17 protein-coding genes are annotated in these 16,834 nt (G+C 38.9%); 12 read left to right on the forward strand and 5 right to left on the reverse strand.

All coding sequences use genetic code 11. The features are described from left to right. Positions 1 to 112: 112 nt before the first annotated feature. Positions 113 to 3,757 carry a WD40 domain-containing protein gene (locus PL8927_RS21205; protein WP_083625453.1) on the forward strand — a complete coding sequence of 1,215 codons (3,645 nt, stop codon included), beginning with the start codon at positions 113 to 115 and terminating at the stop codon, positions 3,755 to 3,757. A 402-nt stretch (positions 3,758 to 4,159) separates the two neighbouring features. After that, positions 4,160 to 5,392 carry a hypothetical protein gene (locus tag PL8927_RS21210; protein ID WP_083625454.1) on the forward strand — a complete coding sequence of 411 codons (1,233 nt, stop codon included), beginning with the start codon at positions 4,160 to 4,162 and terminating at the stop codon, positions 5,390 to 5,392. Here PL8927_RS21210 and PL8927_RS21215 read toward each other — a convergent pair. Then, entirely contained in the window at positions 5,389 to 6,066 is a 678-nt protein-coding gene (locus PL8927_RS21215; protein ID WP_083625455.1) for an HAD family hydrolase, read from the reverse strand. The genes PL8927_RS21210 and PL8927_RS21215 overlap by 4 nt on opposite strands. Before the next feature lie 567 nt (positions 6,067 to 6,633). Here PL8927_RS21215 and PL8927_RS21225 point away from each other — a divergent pair. The 9 genes from PL8927_RS21225 (at position 6,634) to PL8927_RS21265 (ending at position 10,093) form a co-directional block, all read left to right on the forward strand. After that, positions 6,634 to 7,179, forward strand: coding sequence for a Uma2 family endonuclease (locus PL8927_RS21225; RefSeq protein ID WP_083625457.1), 546 nt, complete (start codon positions 6,634 to 6,636; stop codon positions 7,177 to 7,179). Positions 7,180 to 7,394: 215 nt separating this feature from the next. Further along, on the forward strand, positions 7,395 to 7,670 hold the full coding sequence (locus PL8927_RS21230) for a BrnT family toxin (RefSeq protein WP_083625458.1): 276 nt from the start codon (positions 7,395 to 7,397) through the stop codon (positions 7,668 to 7,670). Next, positions 7,651 to 7,908: a BrnA antitoxin family protein gene (locus PL8927_RS21235; RefSeq protein ID WP_231506098.1), complete on the forward strand. Its 258-nt coding sequence runs from the start codon at positions 7,651 to 7,653 to the stop codon at positions 7,906 to 7,908. The genes PL8927_RS21230 and PL8927_RS21235 overlap by 20 nt, the downstream gene beginning before the upstream one ends. A gap of 205 nt (positions 7,909 to 8,113) precedes the next feature. Further along, positions 8,114 to 8,353 carry a hypothetical protein gene (locus tag PL8927_RS21240; RefSeq protein WP_083625460.1) on the forward strand — a complete coding sequence of 80 codons (240 nt, stop codon included), beginning with the start codon at positions 8,114 to 8,116 and terminating at the stop codon, positions 8,351 to 8,353. Further along, on the forward strand, positions 8,331 to 8,621 hold the full coding sequence (locus PL8927_RS21245) for a type II toxin-antitoxin system RelE/ParE family toxin (protein WP_231506099.1): 291 nt from the start codon (positions 8,331 to 8,333) through the stop codon (positions 8,619 to 8,621). Before PL8927_RS21240 ends, PL8927_RS21245 begins: the two co-directional genes overlap by 23 nt. Before the next feature lie 110 nt (positions 8,622 to 8,731). After that, complete coding sequence (locus tag PL8927_RS21250) at positions 8,732 to 8,959, forward strand: hypothetical protein (protein ID WP_083625461.1); 228 nt, start codon at positions 8,732 to 8,734, stop codon at positions 8,957 to 8,959. Continuing rightward, the gene (locus PL8927_RS21255; protein ID WP_083625462.1) at positions 8,949 to 9,359 is read left to right on the forward strand and encodes a putative toxin-antitoxin system toxin component, PIN family; all 411 of its coding nucleotides are present in this window, start codon (positions 8,949 to 8,951) and stop codon (positions 9,357 to 9,359) included. The genes PL8927_RS21250 and PL8927_RS21255 overlap by 11 nt, the downstream gene beginning before the upstream one ends. A gap of 97 nt (positions 9,360 to 9,456) precedes the next feature. Further along, positions 9,457 to 9,681, forward strand: coding sequence for a hypothetical protein (locus PL8927_RS21260; protein WP_083625463.1), 225 nt, complete (start codon positions 9,457 to 9,459; stop codon positions 9,679 to 9,681). After that, complete coding sequence (locus PL8927_RS21265) at positions 9,668 to 10,093, forward strand: hypothetical protein (RefSeq protein WP_083625464.1); 426 nt, start codon at positions 9,668 to 9,670, stop codon at positions 10,091 to 10,093. The genes PL8927_RS21260 and PL8927_RS21265 overlap by 14 nt, the downstream gene beginning before the upstream one ends. Before the next feature lie 5 nt (positions 10,094 to 10,098). Here PL8927_RS21265 and PL8927_RS21270 read toward each other — a convergent pair whose 3' ends face one another. The 3 genes from PL8927_RS21270 to PL8927_RS21280 form a co-directional block, all read right to left on the reverse strand. Then, positions 10,099 to 10,332: an NACHT C-terminal alpha/beta 1 domain-containing protein gene (locus PL8927_RS21270; RefSeq protein ID WP_083625465.1), complete on the reverse strand. Its 234-nt coding sequence runs from the start codon at positions 10,330 to 10,332 to the stop codon at positions 10,099 to 10,101. After that, positions 10,325 to 13,183 (reverse strand): NACHT domain-containing protein, encoded by a 2,859-nt coding sequence (locus PL8927_RS21275; protein ID WP_197047507.1) that lies wholly within the window; start codon positions 13,181 to 13,183, stop codon positions 10,325 to 10,327. The genes PL8927_RS21270 and PL8927_RS21275 overlap by 8 nt, the downstream gene beginning before the upstream one ends. A 321-nt stretch (positions 13,184 to 13,504) precedes the next feature. Then, positions 13,505 to 14,794: a lipid-A-disaccharide synthase-related protein gene (locus PL8927_RS21280; RefSeq protein ID WP_083625467.1), complete on the reverse strand. Its 1,290-nt coding sequence runs from the start codon at positions 14,792 to 14,794 to the stop codon at positions 13,505 to 13,507. A gap of 245 nt (positions 14,795 to 15,039) precedes the next feature. Here PL8927_RS21280 and PL8927_RS21285 point away from each other — a divergent pair, with 245 nt between their 5' ends. After that, positions 15,040 to 16,080 carry a diguanylate cyclase domain-containing protein gene (locus PL8927_RS21285; protein ID WP_083625468.1) on the forward strand — a complete coding sequence of 347 codons (1,041 nt, stop codon included), beginning with the start codon at positions 15,040 to 15,042 and terminating at the stop codon, positions 16,078 to 16,080. Between the two features lie 17 nt (positions 16,081 to 16,097). Here the strand turns inward: PL8927_RS21285 and PL8927_RS21290 are convergent, their stop codons facing one another. After that, on the reverse strand, positions 16,098 to 16,295 hold the full coding sequence (locus PL8927_RS21290) for a hypothetical protein (protein ID WP_083625469.1): 198 nt from the start codon (positions 16,293 to 16,295) through the stop codon (positions 16,098 to 16,100). Between the last annotated feature and the right edge of the window lie 539 nt (positions 16,296 to 16,834).

The following is a 16,834-nucleotide window of genomic DNA, read 5'->3' on the forward strand; positions in this document are numbered from 1 at the left end:
AAACGTTAGAGAATACCGCTTCATATTTCTATCCTCTTTAAGGACTGTTGATTCCCCTTATGATAGAAAGTTCAGGATACACTCGAAAACGAACTTCGTTGCATCTGTGATCATGATCAACTTTGAAGAGGCGTTCAAAATTACCGATACATTGGTTTTTTCAAAAACCGGAAAACACCTGAGTGACGTACAACGAGCCGTTATTCAGGGAACTTGGAATTGTCAAAAATATCATGAAATTGCCTTAGAGTACCACTGTACTCCCGAATATCTGAAGCAGGATGTGGGGCCAAAGTTATGGAAATTGTTATCGGAGGAGTTGGGGGAAAGAGTCAGTAAAAAGAATTTTCGTACCGTTATTGAACGTCATACTTTGGTAGGGGAAGCAGGGAAAGTAAGTAGTGTGAGCGTCCCCGCTCACTTCCCGTCAACCGTCAACCGTCAACCGTCAACCGTCAACAGCCAACACTCAACACCCCCAAATATAGACTGGGGAGAAGCAACGGATGTTTCTGAATTCTATGGACGAATTCAAGAACTGGCTCAACTCAAACAGTGGATTTTACAAGAAGATTGTCGAGTCATTGCGGTGTTAGGAATGGGGGGAATTGGGAAAACTTCTTTATCGGTAAAACTCGGTCAACAAATTTATCCCCATTTTGAATTTGTAGTTTGGCGATCGCTACGAAACGCGCCACCCTTAACGGAAATTTTAATAGATTTAATTCAATTTCTGGCTAAGGAAACTGAGTTTAATATATCTCCCGACCCCTATCGGCAAATTTCCCAATTGGTTGATTGTTTACGAACATCTCGATGTTTAATTATTTTAGATAATACAGAATCTATTCTACAAGAGGGAAATCGAATGTCCCGCTATTATCCCGGTTATGAAAATTATGGCGATTTATTTAAACGTCTCGGAGAAACCCAACACCAAAGTTGTCTGCTGATCACCAGTCGGGAAAAACCCAGAGAAATTGCTGCTTTAGAAGGTCAAACGCTGAAAGTTCGTTCTTTACCTTTACTGGGATTAGATACGGAAAATTGTCAAGAAATTATTCAAGCTAAAGGAGTTTATGGTTCCTTAGAACAAGGAGAAAAATTAATTGAACGTTATGCCGGAAATCCCCTAGCCTTAAAAATTGTTACGACGACGATTTATGATTTATTTGAGGGAAATCTTAGCGAATTTTTAGAACAAATTCAACAAGGAACAGCGATATTTGGGGATGTCAGAGATATATTAGAGCAACAATTAGGGCGAATTTCTGAGTTAGAATTAGAAACAATGTACTGGTTAGCTATTAATCGAGAACCCTGTAACGTTGTTGATTTAAAAAAAGATTTATTATCGATAACTTCTACTGTAGAACTAATCGAGACTTTAGAATCTTTAAGTCGGCGATCGCTCATTGAAAAAAGTAGTGGAAGCTTCACCCAACAACCCGTCGTCATGGAATATATGATTGAACGGTTTATTGAGAAAATCCTTCAAGAAATCGAAACAGAAACCATTAAAACTTTAAACCAATATCCCCTAATTAAATCCCAAGCTAAAGATTATATTCGAGAAAGCCAAACTCGTTTAATTTTACAGCCTATTGTCCAAAAACTCTTAAACCGTTATCGAATTCCAGGGGAACTGAAACAAAAGTTTAAAACTCTGATTGAACACTTAAAACAACAAAGTCATTCCTCTGGTTACGCGGGAGGAAATATTATCAATCTTTGCCATAACTTAGATTTAGATTTAGCTGACTATGACTTTTCTCAATTAACGATTTGGCAAGCCTATTTACAAGATGCTAATTTACAAAATGTTAATTTTTCCGGTTCTGATTTATCTCGATCTATTTTTGCCAAAACCCTAGGAAATTCCCTAACCGTTGCTTTGGGTGCTCAGGGAATTTTAGCCACCGGAGATGCAGACGGCAAAATTATTTTATGGACAGTCGCAGAGGGTCAACAACTCTTAGTTTGTCAAGGTCAAACGGTCGGGGTAAAGTCCGTTAGCTTCAATACTGATGCGACCTTACTCGCCAGTGGTAGTCAGGATCAAACCGTGCGAGTCTGGAAAGTCACGACCGGAGAGTGTTTGAACCGTTGGCGCGAACATACAGGAACAGTCAACTGTGTTTGTTTTAGTCCTGACAGCCATTGGTTAGCCAGTGGGAGTGATGACCAAACCATCCGGGTTTGGGATACCCGCTCAGGACAATGTGTGCATCAGTTCATGGGTCACACCGACAGCATCCGCACGATTACTTTTAGTCCCGATGGTCTTACCCTCGCCAGCAGCAGTGAGGATCAGACCGTCAAACTTTGGGATATTCAAACCGGAAGTTGTTTACGCACCTTTTATGGAAATAACGCTTGGAACTGGGCCGTTGCTTTTGTCCCTTCGACTTCCACTCCCGGCAAAATTCATGTCATCGCCAGCAGTACCAACGAAGAAACCGTTCGTTTGTGGGATGTCAATACGGGTCACAGTTTCCATACGTTTCATGGCCATCAAGATTCTGTTTGGATCGGGGTTTTTAGTCCCGATGGTGAACGGTTAGCCAGTAGCAGCGATGACCAAACGGTGAAGCTCTGGGATATCAGAAGCGGAATTTGTCTGAAGACTTTAACCGGACTGGAAAGTCAGGTTTGTTCCTTGGCTTTTAGTCCCGATAGCCAAACCCTGGCTACAGGGAGTGTTGATCGCATGGTGCAGTTGTGGGATGTTCACACCGGACAACGGTTGCGAACCTTAAGAGGCCATCGTCATCAGGTGTGGTCGTTTGTTCTCAGTCCCAATGGTAGACGGTTAGCCAGTGGTAGTGATGACGATAAGGTGCGGTTGTGGGATGTGGGCACAGGTCGCTGTCTCAAACAGTTACAGGGTCATCAGGACTGGGTGTGGTCAGTCGCCTTTAGTCCCGATGGTAGTTTAATAGCCAGTGGCAGTTATGATCGCACGGTGAAACTCTGGGATGTGCAAACGGGGGAATGTCTGAAAACTTTGCATGGTCATAGCGATCGCATTCAAGCGGTGACGTTTAGTGCTTCGGGTAGGCTATTGGCTAGTGCCAGTGATGACGAAACGGTGAAACTCTGGGATGTGCAAACGGGAGAACTATTACAAACGTTGGAAGGACATCAGCGTTGGGTGGGTTCAGTGGCTTTCAGTCCCAAAGATGCGATTTTAGCCAGTGGGAGTAATGACCAAAGCATTCGACTGTGGAATGTGGAAACCGGAGAATGTTTGGCTGTTCTCGAAGGCCATAGCGATCGGGTTCATGTTTTGGCTTTTACTGCTAATGGTTCTATTTTAGTGAGTGGGAGTTATGATCGTTCGGTGAAGCGTTGGGACGTCAAAACGGGTGAATGTTTGCAAACTTGGTGGGGTGAAATTGAACGAGTCCAGGGAATTTTATTGCCTGTTGACGGAACAATTTGGGTGAGTGGAAGTTACAATCATAATGTCAAATTGTGGGACATGGCAACGGGAAAATGTGTTAAAAATTTAGAAGGCCATAGCCACCCCGTTTGGTCAGTTCATCTTGATGCTCAGGGCCGTTTTTTAGCCAGTGGTAGTCATGATCAGGGGATTAAGGTTTGGGATTTACAGACCGATGAATGTTTAAAAACTTTACGCGCTGATAAGCCATACAACGGATTGAATATTACGGGTGTGACCGGAATCACAACTGCTCAAAAAGTTACACTTAAAGCACTCGGTGCGATAGATCTTAACCCAGATCGAATATGATCAAGGGTAGCTTTACTCAATCTTTACAATTGTTAGATGATTTTTTGCTAAATCTTTATAGGAGTTGTATGGATTTATGGCTAAAATTTAAGTATTCAAGAGAAGAAGCTGCGATCCACCCCAATTTTTCAGTCATCCTTAGTCCATGTTTGCCTCAAGGTCTGGTGTTATCAGGAGGAAGTCGGTTGAGTATGACAGAACGTTATACTCAGGGTTAATCAAGTAAGGCCACCCCCAGAAGCAATCTTGTCGAGAAAAACGCTTGGGTTACTCACTCTATAATCCAGACTAATCGGAAAACCAATGACAAAGGAAACAAGCACCATTTCTTGATTTCGGTGTGGGGTTTGAAGACGATGTAGCAGCAGTCCACCTATCCCTGACCAAAAGAGGGGTTCTACCGTGAATAGTTCGGGGTTTAGTCAGTATTATCATTCTTCAGATGAGCAAGTCATATATGCTCATCTACAATGCTATGTGGAGAATGAACAACCCCAACAACTGCTTGAGCGTTTCTTTAATCTGTTTATTCAAGGGGGAGAATACCCGGATTTAGCAGTTAGTTTAGCTTTAGGTCGGATTGTTGATTCGGATTTAGCGAATATAGAATTTCAGTATGTTCTAAACCGTAGTTGTTATATTTTAATTAACCGTTGGCGCAAACAACCTCGGCATCAATGGGCTATTCCTGAACTGATTAATAGTTTTGAACAGACTCCATCGGGTTTACCTTCCTGTTGGACAGCAAAGCGCTTACGTTCTTTAGTGAAACGCTTTACCGAAACGGAACAATACCAAGCTCTCCGGCGTTTGAGTAAAGTCTTTGAGGAAAAAATCCAAGCGAACAAAGAGCAGAAAAATGAAAATGTAGAAGGTTTGATTAGTCGCTATCCCTATTTATATGATCATTGTTTTTTAACCGATGATAGTCCTGATGAACAACGTCAGGAAATCCGCGAGATGCGAGCACAAGCCCAACAAACCTTTGAAAATGATTTATCTCAATATCTCACCTTTAAACGCATTCCTAGGGAACAGCAATTAATTTTACCCGGAGTTGAAAACCCCACCTTATTAACGGACAAAAAGTTAAAGTTTGCCTTAAAACATTTTTCGGGTAAAATTGATGGCTATCACACCTATAATGATTTAGCTAAAATTTTTGTCAATCAAAGTCAAAATACGCGCACTTATCGCACGTTTAAAGAAGAATTTTATGAATATTTGTGCGATACAGTTGATACTAAATATGCCAAAAACCATTTTAATAATCGCTTGTATCGAGAATTACAAGCCACTCTTTCACACAACGATAGTCAGAAACTGAATGAGACGCTGATGGCGGGAACCTGTCGCAAATTATTAAATTTCCTGGTGGTGGAAAGTCCGCAACAACCCCATCACTTTGTATTTTTAGATTTAAGTAGTAACCTAGGGGTAACTCATTCGATCGGTTTATTATTAAAAATCGTCTTAATTTGTCGGAAAGTTAAATCAGATTTAGAAAAACGGTTTTCTATTTTATTTAATCACTATGCTACTTTCCCTAGAAATAAAGTCTCTTGGCTGGTGGAATCGTTGGAAAATCTCAATATTGCTTTTGGTCTAAACTGGGGGAATTTAAAATTTGATTAAACCTCAACGAAATTAGGAGTTTCCCCGATTTTTTGGAAATATTCCCATAAAGTTGAACTTTTGAAATCTTCAATCACAAACGCCACACCTAAATCTGTTAAAATCTTTGGATCATGAGTGGAAGCAACGCCAAGGGTTTCAATTTTGGCGGTGACAGCAGAACGAATACCCGAAGGAGAATCTTCAAAAGCGATCGCTTCTTCTGCTACAATATTTAATTGATCTAAACAATATTGATAAGGAGCCGGATCGGGTTTTCCAATTCCAATTTCATCGGATAAAACCACGCTATCAAAATAATCTGATAAATTCAGCGTTTTCAGCATAAAATCGGTATTCTCACGGGGTGCATTCGTGACTAAACCTGTTTTATAAGACTGTTTTTTGATCCAAGATAAAAACTCGTTTAAGCCCGCTAAGGGTTCTAAATTAATCGCTAATTCTCGAAATTGTGATTCTTTTAAATCAGCTAATTTTATCCCTTCTTCCTCTGAAAATTGAGGAAATAAATCCTGTACAATTTCAGAATTAGTTCGGCCACTAATATGAGTTTTATAAAAACTGGGGTTAATATCAATTTTGTGCTGTTTTAAAACATTTGCCCAGGTTTGATAGTGTAAGACATCCGTATTGGCTAGAGTGCCATCTAAATCAAATAAAATTGCTTTAATCATGATTAAATAATTATTCCATCCTTAAATACTTGCTACAAATACTTGATCGGGTAGCTAATCACTTTTTTCTATCCCCTATTCCCTATTTTCTTTTCCCCTCTGTTCCCTGTTCCCTGTTCCCTGTTCCCTGTTCCCTTTTAAATCCAGATTTTGGATACAACTCAAATAGGATTGCTATATTATTATTGTTGAATTGTGGATATTATCCAGAACAAGATGAAGCTATCGAGCAAGTCGTAGAAAAGTGGAAACAAGAAACGGGGAATCAAATTAAGCTTTCCTTTTTTAGTGAAGAGGATACCTTAAAAGAAGCGATCGCCGCCTTAGAAATCGGAAATCCCCCCGATATTTTATTTTCTGAACNCGGTTTTTCAATGCGATGACTAGGATTAAGCCTCGTAGTAAGCCCTTCAGGGCTTTCTTTCTAATAATAGGATCAGAAATCGGGTTTCTAACAAAATATGTCTATCTTTAATAAAAACTGTCTCAGAAACCTGGTTTTTCAATGCGATGACTAGGATTAAGCCCTGAAGGGCTTACTACAATGATTAATCCTCTGGATTTGATATGAATGAATCTTTAGAACAGATCATCAGGAGGAAAATTCAATATTTACCTCCTGAACATCAGGAAGAAGTTCTCAGTTTTATTGAGTTTCTGGAAGAAGGACATTGTTTAATAGAAGGCCATCTCTGTGAGATCATTAATCGTTTTTATCAACGTCAAAAAATCGCTCAAGCTTTCCTAAAATTACCCTGTCATTTTGGGGGAAAGACTATTATTCCTGATATTAGCGTATTTCGTTGTGATCGAATTCCGGTAATATCTTCTGGAGAAAATTATCAAGAGCTTACAATTTATCCAGATTGGTCAATTGAAATTTTGTCACTCCAACAAAATCCAACAAAAATTTTAGGAAATTTACTTTATAGTTCTGAATATGGGACAGAATTAGGATGGTTAATTGATCCAGTGGAAGCAACAGTTTTAGTCGTATTGCCAGAACAACGGGTACAATTGTTACAGGGAGAAGCTAAATTACCTGTGTTACCAGGGATAGATTTAAACTTAACCGTTGATCAAGTTTTGGATTGGTCAATTATTGAATATTGATACACAACCCGTAGTCAGCCCTTCAGGGCTGATTCATAAATCCTAATTATGAGTAATAAATTTACCCACAAATAGGGATTAAGCCCTTTAGGGCTTACTACGATTGAGGTCAGATTCGGTAATAGTTTCTAAAGAGAGTTCATCGGTTTCTTATCTTCTAAAATGAGTTGCTGTACCGACCAAATGTAGTTACAATAGGGGGTGACAATCAATGTATGGAATTTGAGTGGGATGAGGAGAAACGTCTTACCAATCTCCGCAAACATGGAATTGATTTTATCGATGTTCCGATTGTTTTTGAGGGAGACATCGTGACGATTGAAGATGAACGATTCAATTATGGAGAGCAGAGGTTTGTGACTCTTGGTTTATTGCAAAGGCAAGTTGTCGTTATTGTCCATACAGAACGAGAGAATTTTACCCGCATTATTTCTGCTAGAAAGGCAACAAGATATGAACAACAAATTTACTTTGAGCAACTCTCAAACTGAATGGGAACGCCTAGATGCGATGACTGATGAAGAAATTGATTTTTCTGATTGTCCAGAAATTACGCGGGAAATGTTTGCCAAGGCAGTGATTCGGCGAGGTTTGCCCAATTCTCAGACTAAAACTGAAGTGACTTTACCCATTGACAGTGATGTTTTAGAGTGGTTTAAATCTCAAGGTCAAGGTTATAAAAGCCAGATTAATAGCTTACTGCGATCTTACATGGAAACGCATCAATAGTCTCTGGGTTCAGAAACCAGGTTTCTTAATTGAATCTTGTTTGGTCGCCTTATGATTATGGTGACGCTGCTCAGAAATTAATCAGCTTATTAGAACAAGAAGAAGCGAAAGAAAATGCGAAATGCTAAACGATTTTCTTTGATCGAATGCAGCAATCAAGTAGGATAAACTAATTTCAAACGTGCCTACTAAAAGGATAAAAAATATGAGCATTATATCTTTTCAAGAAATTATTGATTCGGTTGAGAAACTCTCTCTTGACGATCAAGATTATTTGTTTGAGCTAATCAAAAAAAGAAGAATTGAAAAGCGACGTTTAGAGATTGCTGCCAATGCTAAAGCTACTTTAGAGTCTTTAAAAAAAGGAACAGCAAAAAAAGGAAGTGTGGATGATTTAATTGCTGATTTATGGGATGATAAAGATGATGAAAATAGTTTGGGATAATAGCTTTAAACGGGCTTTTAGAAAACTTATAAAGAAAAATCCTGAAATGAGCGACAGGATTATTAATGTGCTTAATTTGTTAAGTATCGATCCTCTTACTCCCTCTTTAAAATCTCATAAATTAACAGGTTCTTTGGAGGGTTTATGGTCTTGTTCAGTCGCTTATGATTGTCGTATTATATTCACGTTTGCTCAAGATGAAGAATCAGAAGAGTCTCTGATTGTTTTAGTTGATATTGTGGCTCCCATGATGATGTGTATTAGTTAGCTTTGAACAAATTTTATGGATTAAGCTTCTAAAATAGTCCTTGCAGAAGAGTTGGGGTGGCGCTATGCCATAATTAATGAGAGCATATATTCAAAGGATTAATAAGGACTATGGCAAGCATTACGATTCAAGTTGATGAAGATATTAAGATGGCGTTTGAAGGGGCTACTTCTGAGACTCACAAACAGTTAAGCCACATTGTTCAATTGTTTTTGAGAGGAAATTTACAAAATAAAACTTTAACTGAAGTTATGGCAGAAATTTCTGATAAGGCACAACAGCGAGGCTTAACGCCAGAAATTTTACAAGAAATTTTGGCGGATGATAATGACGAATAGATTTGTCGTAGATACGAATGTTTTAATCAGTGCTTTACTGTTTAAAAATTCAGTCCCCTTTCGGGCGATTGAATTGGCAGAAAAGCAAGGAATAATTTTATATTCTGAAGCAACTTTAAATGAATTAGAGCAAGTTTTGAATCGTAAAAAGTTTAACAAGTATCTTTCTTTGGAAGACAGACAGGTATTTTTGCTGAAATTTATCAGCACCTCCGAGTTAGTCTCTATTACAGAAACAATTGCCGTTTGTCGAGATGAAAAAGATAATAAGTTTTTAGAGTTAGCTGTTAGTGGTAATGCCAATATAATTGTTACGGGAGATTTGGATTTATTGGTATTAAATCCTTTTCAAGCAGTAAAAATTGTTACTCCCGATATATTTATTGATAGATTTAGTTAATTGTAAGTTTTGCTACCGTCGATGCACCAGGAGTTGGAGGGTGGGGTAAAATCTTTGGAGTAGTGGTAAGATAGAAAAATGAATTTAAGGTTGTTTTATGTCAAATCCCGAATTATTGGCGCAACTGCGACAGTTATCCCCTGCTGAGAAGGTTGAAATGATGCAGTTTTTAACGACCGAATTGGCGAAAGAAGAAGGTTTAAAATCATTAGATAATGACGTGGTTTATCGTCTTTGGTCGCCTTATGATTATGGTGACGCGGCTCAGAAATTAATGAGCTTATTAGAACAAGAAGAAGCGAAAGAAAATGCGAAATGCTAAACGATTTTCTTTTATCGAACGCAGGAATCAAGCAGGAGAGGCTAATGTTTTTCCTTGTGTGCCCATAACTTTAAGCTATCACGATTGTGTTTTAGAAGTTGTTGGTTTGTTAGATACGGGAGCGAGTCTTAATATTTTACCGTACCATGTTGGTTTAGCGTTAGGAGCCGTTTGGGAGGAGCAAACGCTTTCAATTCCGTTAGCAGGTAATCTTGCGCCAGTGGAAGCAAGGGGTTTAGCCGTTGTGGGACAGGTTAGCGATTTTCCACCTGTTCGTTTAGCTTTTGCTTGGGCTAAATCTAACGATCCGCCTATTATTTTAGGTCAGTTAAACTTTTTTCTGGAGTTTGATGTCTGTTTTTATCGTTCACAATTAGCATTTGAAGTATGTCCTAAATTTAGAGAAAATTGAGATTATCAAGATTCTAAAATAGTCCTTTGTAACCAAGTAATAATAGTTTGAATTAGGTGGGGATCTTGGGGTGAGAAGGTGGGAATGGTGGGATGGGGTGAGTCGGTGATAACGCAAATTGTAGCGTCGAAGCGAGTGAGAGAATCCAGAAAAGTTTGGCTAAAACCTTGAGGTTTCGCTTCCTTAACTGGTTCTGCTATAACACGAGAGTAGAAGGTGTGGCATTTGAGATCACTCATTCCGTTGCTCGCGAATTTCTTTATGTAGAGATAAAGCTTGAGCATAATCTCTCATCATTCCTAAATACTCAAAATTGTTTAACGCCTTTTGAATGTATTCAACTGCTTTGGGAAGTTGATTTTTTGCTTTTTCTAATTTTGCCAAAGAAATTTTGCAGTAAGCAATTCGCCTTTTGTCGTTATTTGCTTTGACCTCTTCATAAACAATTTGTAATAATTCTTCTGCACGTTCTAATTGGTTATCATTGATAGCAATATCCGCTAAAATTCTTCTTGCATAATTAGCATTCCGTAAGCCATTTTCTATTCCATCCGTGTTTTTGATTACTGCTTCACACAACAATTTTGATTCGTTATATTTTCCTTGCATAAACAATAATTCTGCTCGTTCCCGATCAATGTAAATTTGGTATTTAGACTTTTCCCGTTCGGATAAATTAATGTTTTTGTATAGATTTTCTTGTTCAATATCCAGCCACTTATGAGCATCTTCATACCTTTCTAGACGATTAAACAATCCCGCTAAGTGATTGAGCAAATAATCTAAATCTTCAAAGCTGGCATACTGGCGTAAATCCCAAGCTTTCAGTAGCAGCTTTTCTGCGTCTCTCAATTGTTCAGGTTTTCCCATTAAAAGTAATGTTCTTCCTCGACGGGACATAGTATTAACAGCAGTTGAATAATCTCCTTTGATCATAGACATCTCACTTAGATGACTAAGCCAAGATACTTTGATTGTTTCTAAATTATCAACAATTAACAGGACATTACCTTTGTTTTTGAGAGATTTTTTAATTATTGAAACATAATCATTGTTTTTGTTATTGATATCCATGTTAATGATTATTGGATCGTCCAAAATATGAGCTATGGTTCTATAAATTTCTTGAAGAGTTCTAGATACCATAAGCCTTGTAACCGAGTTGCCATTTAACAACTCAGATTCTTTCGCTGAAACAAAAATAATGAGGTCAAACTGAGGAATTTTACAGCTTGAATTCCAATTTTGAATTATAGGATTCTGCGTTTCTCCATAAAGCTTATACTCAAGGCAGCAGTATGCTGCCTCTAAAACCAAGGCAGTTTTTCCCACTCCAGCGATACCATCAACTTGAATAATATTTGCAGGATGATCGGCTGAAAGCAAACGCATGAGTTTACATAAGTCATCTTGACGACCAATAAATGGATTTGGTTGAGGAGGTAAGTTATGACAGTCAAGATGACTTAGATTAATTCGATTTCGTAAAACGTCGATGTCTGGGAAAGATTTGCGCTTAACTTCTCGAATAACAACCTGCCATTTTTCAGGATCAACAACATCTTCAGGTTGCAGTCTTAATACTTCTTGACACAACATCCGCAACCGCAAGGGATTCTGAATCAACTCCTTGAGACGGGAATTTTCCGACTGTGCTAACGCCGCCTCTAAACTCTCCCCCGTCGCTGCATCCCCCATCCCTGCAAACCAACGGCAAATATAGTCCGTCACCTGTTCCGGGTTAAACTCCAAATTGCGAAACACATCAAACCCCGAAAAAGCATTCTTATCCGCTTCCCAAACATTCACCCGACAAGTCACCACCACTCGCGCCGCTTGCACCCATCCCCCCAACAGTGCGGAAACATGGCGGGTTTCTACCCTTGATGTCATTTCATCTAACCCATCTAACAATAACCAAATCCGTTCTTTCTGTTGGGTGAGTTCGTCAATTGTGAGGCTTTTACCTGTTTGTTTCAGCCAGATTTCTTCGATATGTTGGGGTATTGTTGGTTGGGTTAAATCTGCCAAAGATATCCAAATTGGCAACCCCAAATCTTGCTTTAAAATCCAATCAGCAATTTTTTGTAACCGCGTGGTTTTACCCGAACCCGGTTCACCAATAATTGCAATTTTTCGCCCTTGACTAATTTGGCTTTTCCCTTGTCGCAATACATCTTCAAAAAAGCATTCTTCCGCAATGGGAATAAGTTTTTCTTCTTCCTTTTCTTCTGGCTGATTTCTTGAGGGAAGTTTGGGCGGTTTGCTTTCAACAATTGCTAAAGGAACATAAATCTCATCCAGTTGCGGTGTCACCCCGTTGGCGTTGGAAAAGGGGTTAGTGGTGAGTTGTTTTTGTTGCGGCAGGTTTTGACGACAAATTTCTTGCCAATCTTCTAACGTCAATGATTTGGGGTTGAGAATCTCAATAATTTTTTGCACATTTTGGTCAGTACGATTAACCACTGAGAGCATATCTGTCATCGTCAAAGCAACTTGCTCTTGTCCAATCCCAATCTCTGTTAAACTGGCATTAATGGCTGGTAAATATTCTAATTCAAAAGCTCTATAGGCACGGTCATTAATTTTTAATTGCTCGACAAAATGAGCGTATATTCTGGAAAATAAATTAGTCTGTATTTGATTATGATAATCTGCTGGTATGTCAGTAATTCCTTCTAAAGTTTGGCTAATTAATCGGGTTTCTAATTCTTGGCGGCGATCGCCAATCGGTTGACCATGAGATAGCAATAGTTGCTCAATTTCTGCTGTGTCTTGCAATGGAGATGATATTTCTGTCTCGTCTTTGGCATTTTCTACCTGTTTTAACTCGGTTTTCCAGTATTCAATTTTTTGATCAAGTTCTGTCGGTAAATAAAGGCGAAATGACTCAATTCTTCCCGCTTTAAACTCTTGGGTAATTTCTAGTAACGCTTGCAAATAAGCAATCTTAATCGCCTTTTGTAAATCATGATTAATGGGCTTTTCCCGATTTTTAAGCCTCTTTAAGAGAACTTTGACATCAAGGGGAGCCGTGAAGATGTTGATCATCACGGGCAACAGAATCATGGAAAAAGGATCGATAACCATAATGCCAGAGGTATTGACAGCCCTCAAACATTTTAGCATTAAATTCTCAAGGCACGTTACTTAAGGTTAATTTAATGTGCGATCGCCACAAAAAAAGTAATCTGGAATTTTAATGTTGATTATTAGCTATTTGTAGTAAGCCCTTCAGGGCTATTTCCTAAATCTCAATTATGAGTAATAAATTTATCCGCAAATAGGGATTAAGCCCTGAAGGGCTTACTACGATAAATATTGGTAGTAAGCCCTTCAGGGCTATTTCATAAATCTCAATTATGAGTAATAAATTTACCAGCAAATAGGGATTAAGCCCTGAAGGGCTTACTACGATAAATATTGGGCAATGCGACGACTTGCGCCTGGTTGTCCGAGGCGACGTTTCCCGTTTTCTGCAATTAATTTTAATTGCTCGGAATTAAGCAGCAGCGATCGCAACATTTCAGGAATCTCTGTAGGATTTTGAACAACCGTTAATGATCGCCCTAATAGACGCTGTTGATTATTAGCAAAGGTGGGGGTAAATTGTGGCCCATTGCCCGGAATTGCGATCGCTGGTTTCCCTAATCCGACAAATTGTTCTGTTGCAGTTCCCGCCATAGCGATCGCAATATTCCCTAAAGCTAAACTATCATTAAATGCCTGATTTGTCAAGATTAATATAGCTTTTTCTTTCAAAAAAGTTAATTCTCCGTGACCCCAAGGAAAGTTAAGATTAGGTAATCTTAAATCTGGGGTTTCTTGCCATTGGTGAAGCGTGAGAGATTGACAAAAGGGTTGCAGGTCTAAACTAGGGGCGATCGCAGCTAAAAACACTAAATTTTGATAGCTAGGGATCGGATTTTCTGTTGATCGGATCGAGCTTTGAATAATTGCATCTACTCCTTGTAAGATTATATCCCAATTCCGATTAACTTCGGGAGAGCGAGAACCGGGTAATAATGTCATAAATAGCGATCGCTGTGTTTCAATCTGGAGTTGATCAATAGTATAATTATAAATATTGGGTTCTAAATTATCCATCATGGGATTTCCTAAATCAATTGCCGGAATTCCATATTTTTGTAAGGTTTGAGTTGTTATGGTATCCCTGGGAAATACCCCTAAACAGTGGGAATTCTTCATTAACCAGCGTTCCCAAGGAAAATAAATTGAATCAGAATATTGATACCATCGCCACATTCCAGTTAACGGTAATTTTCCCTGTTCATCGCGTAAATAATAGTCTGATTTAGCTGTTCCGATAAAAGCATAATTTCCCCCACTTAACCAAGCTAAAAATAAAGGAATAATATCCCCGACGGCGAGAATTATTCCTCCTTGTTTCACCCACTGGCGAATGGTTTGATATTGCTGAATAATTAAGGGAAATAACCCGGCTTGTAGATCCCGCCAGAGTTGATGTTGATCCATATAAATAAACCCCCCAGAAGGCAGAGATTTTACCGGGCCAATAATCGGCACATTGTCCAGTTGACGATAGGCTTGTCCGAGCCCAACTAAGGGTAAAGCCGCTAATTCTGGGGGATGGGGTTGGTGTTGGAGTTCTCGTAAAATCCGAACAGCGATCGCATCTTCCCCATGACCATTACTCAAAGATAGAATTTTGAGGGTCACTGTCTAACTTCCTCGTACACTGTCCCGTTAGATTAGCAGCAACCAGAGGTTTTATGTTTGTCTGATCCCGAAAACGATAAAATCAAGATCGGCTTTAACTATTTTCCCTGATCCTGAGTTCGTGGGTGCAATCTTAAGGGTCAATCAGGGAGTTCTGGATTATCGATGAGTTCATGAGCATTAAAGATACATTTGCTGAATCACAAACCTGATGTTTTTGAACTCTATTCCATCTGATTAAACCTATGATTTTGCCTCCCGAAGTGTCTCCGGTATTAGATTGCTTAATTGTTGATTCTCATGACCAGGATGTACAAATTTTATCTCGAATTTTAGGTAAACAAAATTATCAGGTTAGAACCGCTTTTAATGGAACTGTAGCTTTAAAAGAGTTAGATCTCAAGGTTCCTGATATTGTTTTTTGGGATTGTTCAGAACAACAAAATCACGATTTTAATTTTGACGTTTTTTTTGACTTTTACCGGACGAAAGAACAGAATATTATTATTTTTTTCTTGATCTCATTTCCAGAGTATGGCTGTTCAATTTCTTTAGAAAATCACTTTTATTGTGAATATATTAGAAAACCGTTTTATCCTGAAGAAATTATTTTAAGAGTTAAAAATATCTGGGATTATCGTCAAAGCCAGAAGGTTATGGAAGACTCCTTGATTCAGTTAGAGCAGGAGGTTTCGACTCGCCAGAAGCTAGAATATAAACTTGAACAAATTAGCCAAAAGTTACAAACGACAACAGAACAGTTAACTTATTTGAGTCGGTTTGATACCTTAACTCAATTAGCAAACCGTCCTTATTTTGATGAATATTTATTCAGAGAATGGCAACGTTTAGCACGCGAAAGAATGCCCTTATCCTTAATTATTGGGGACGTGGATGGGTTTCAGAGCTATAACGAAGTGTATGGATATCAACAGGGAGATATCTGTTTACAAACCCTGGCTAAAACAATGATCGATTGTATTAAGCGTCCGGCGGATTTAATTGCTCGTTATAGTGGGGAAGAATTTGCAGTCCTTTTACCCCATACCAGTAGTGCTGGGGCGATAGAAGTTGCCAAATTAATCCGAGCTAAAATTAAACAACTAGAAATTTACCACCCTAAATCCGAGATCAGTTCCTACCTGACCCTGAGTTTAGGGGTGGCTACGGTCATTCCTCAGCCTGAACTCCCCCCAAATCCCTTGATCACCGTTGCCGAAGAAGCTCTACAGGAAGCCAAACGGCAAGGTTGCGATCGCATTGGTGTAGGAGTCCATTGGCGTTAGAGAAGGGTTAAAGACGTTTATTGAGATTTTTTAGTCTCGACTTTTTCCGGTTCCCCATCCTCATTATTTCCGGTGTAATCATTCAGTGTTGTCCAACGGTCTAGTTGGATTTGATTAACCTCAGATTTGGACGGAATTGCCTGAGCAGCAGCAACCGAGAACACGGTGAAACTGGTAGACGCAACCAGTCCTAAAACAACAATAATATTTTTCATGAAATGGCCCCTGATGGTGATCAAAATAGATGCTTTAATTGAACGGAACAAAGGATCACAGGGTTGTTAAAACCTGATCACACTCTGGAGGATGCACGGTAGACCAGAAGCGGTTGAGGTAGATGTGCATAAAGACTTAACCACTTCTTTGTGTCTTTATCTTCCCTCGATCTTCAGGATTTGGGGAGCAGGGAGTAACCCATCAGGGGGGTATGGGGTGCGGGGTGAAGAAGCTTATGGGATGTGGGGTGTGAGGTGTAGGGGGGAATAAAAAAATCTAAAAAAATTTGGGTTAACCGATGCTGTATAATCCTTAAATTGCATACTTCTAATGCAACTGTTGAATAGGCAAGAGGTTATTAATACAAACCTCTTAATTTGTAGTGGGGCAATTGGAAATTGTACTCCCATTATTTTCTTGATCTTAAATTTTAGATTTCAATAAAATATCTATGCTAATATGATTGATTTTTGATTAATTCTGGATATTTTGTATTGTAGATTACAATTTACTCGGTGAAATTCCTCTAGTATACAAA

It is taken from the genome of Planktothrix serta PCC 8927, assembly GCF_900010725.2.
GTDB classification, from domain to species: domain Bacteria; phylum Cyanobacteriota; class Cyanobacteriia; order Cyanobacteriales; family Microcoleaceae; genus Planktothrix; species Planktothrix serta.

What these genes read in the sequence shown, in the direction of transcription:
- PL8927_RS21205 (WP_083625453.1), top strand. Translation starts at nt 113, where the DNA reads ATGATCAACTTTGAAGAGGCGTTCAAAATTACCGATACATTGGTTTTT.
- PL8927_RS21215 (WP_083625455.1), bottom strand. Translation starts at nt 6,066, where the DNA reads ATGATTAAAGCAATTTTATTTGATTTAGATGGCACTCTAGCCAATACG.
- PL8927_RS21225 (WP_083625457.1), top strand. Translation starts at nt 6,634, where the DNA reads ATGAATGAATCTTTAGAACAGATCATCAGGAGGAAAATTCAATATTTA.
- PL8927_RS21230 (WP_083625458.1), top strand. Translation starts at nt 7,395, where the DNA reads ATGGAATTTGAGTGGGATGAGGAGAAACGTCTTACCAATCTCCGCAAA.
- PL8927_RS21240 (WP_083625460.1), top strand. Translation starts at nt 8,114, where the DNA reads ATGAGCATTATATCTTTTCAAGAAATTATTGATTCGGTTGAGAAACTC.
- PL8927_RS21245 (WP_231506099.1), top strand. Translation starts at nt 8,331, where the DNA reads ATGATGAAAATAGTTTGGGATAATAGCTTTAAACGGGCTTTTAGAAAA.
- PL8927_RS21250 (WP_083625461.1), top strand. Translation starts at nt 8,732, where the DNA reads ATGGCAAGCATTACGATTCAAGTTGATGAAGATATTAAGATGGCGTTT.
- PL8927_RS21255 (WP_083625462.1), top strand. Translation starts at nt 8,949, where the DNA reads ATGACGAATAGATTTGTCGTAGATACGAATGTTTTAATCAGTGCTTTA.
- PL8927_RS21260 (WP_083625463.1), top strand. Translation starts at nt 9,457, where the DNA reads ATGTCAAATCCCGAATTATTGGCGCAACTGCGACAGTTATCCCCTGCT.
- PL8927_RS21265 (WP_083625464.1), top strand. Translation starts at nt 9,668, where the DNA reads ATGCGAAATGCTAAACGATTTTCTTTTATCGAACGCAGGAATCAAGCA.
- PL8927_RS21270 (WP_083625465.1), bottom strand. Translation starts at nt 10,332, where the DNA reads ATGAGTGATCTCAAATGCCACACCTTCTACTCTCGTGTTATAGCAGAA.
- PL8927_RS21275 (WP_197047507.1), bottom strand. Translation starts at nt 13,183, where the DNA reads ATGGTTATCGATCCTTTTTCCATGATTCTGTTGCCCGTGATGATCAAC.
- PL8927_RS21285 (WP_083625468.1), top strand. Translation starts at nt 15,040, where the DNA reads ATGATTTTGCCTCCCGAAGTGTCTCCGGTATTAGATTGCTTAATTGTT.
- PL8927_RS21290 (WP_083625469.1), bottom strand. Translation starts at nt 16,295, where the DNA reads ATGAAAAATATTATTGTTGTTTTAGGACTGGTTGCGTCTACCAGTTTC.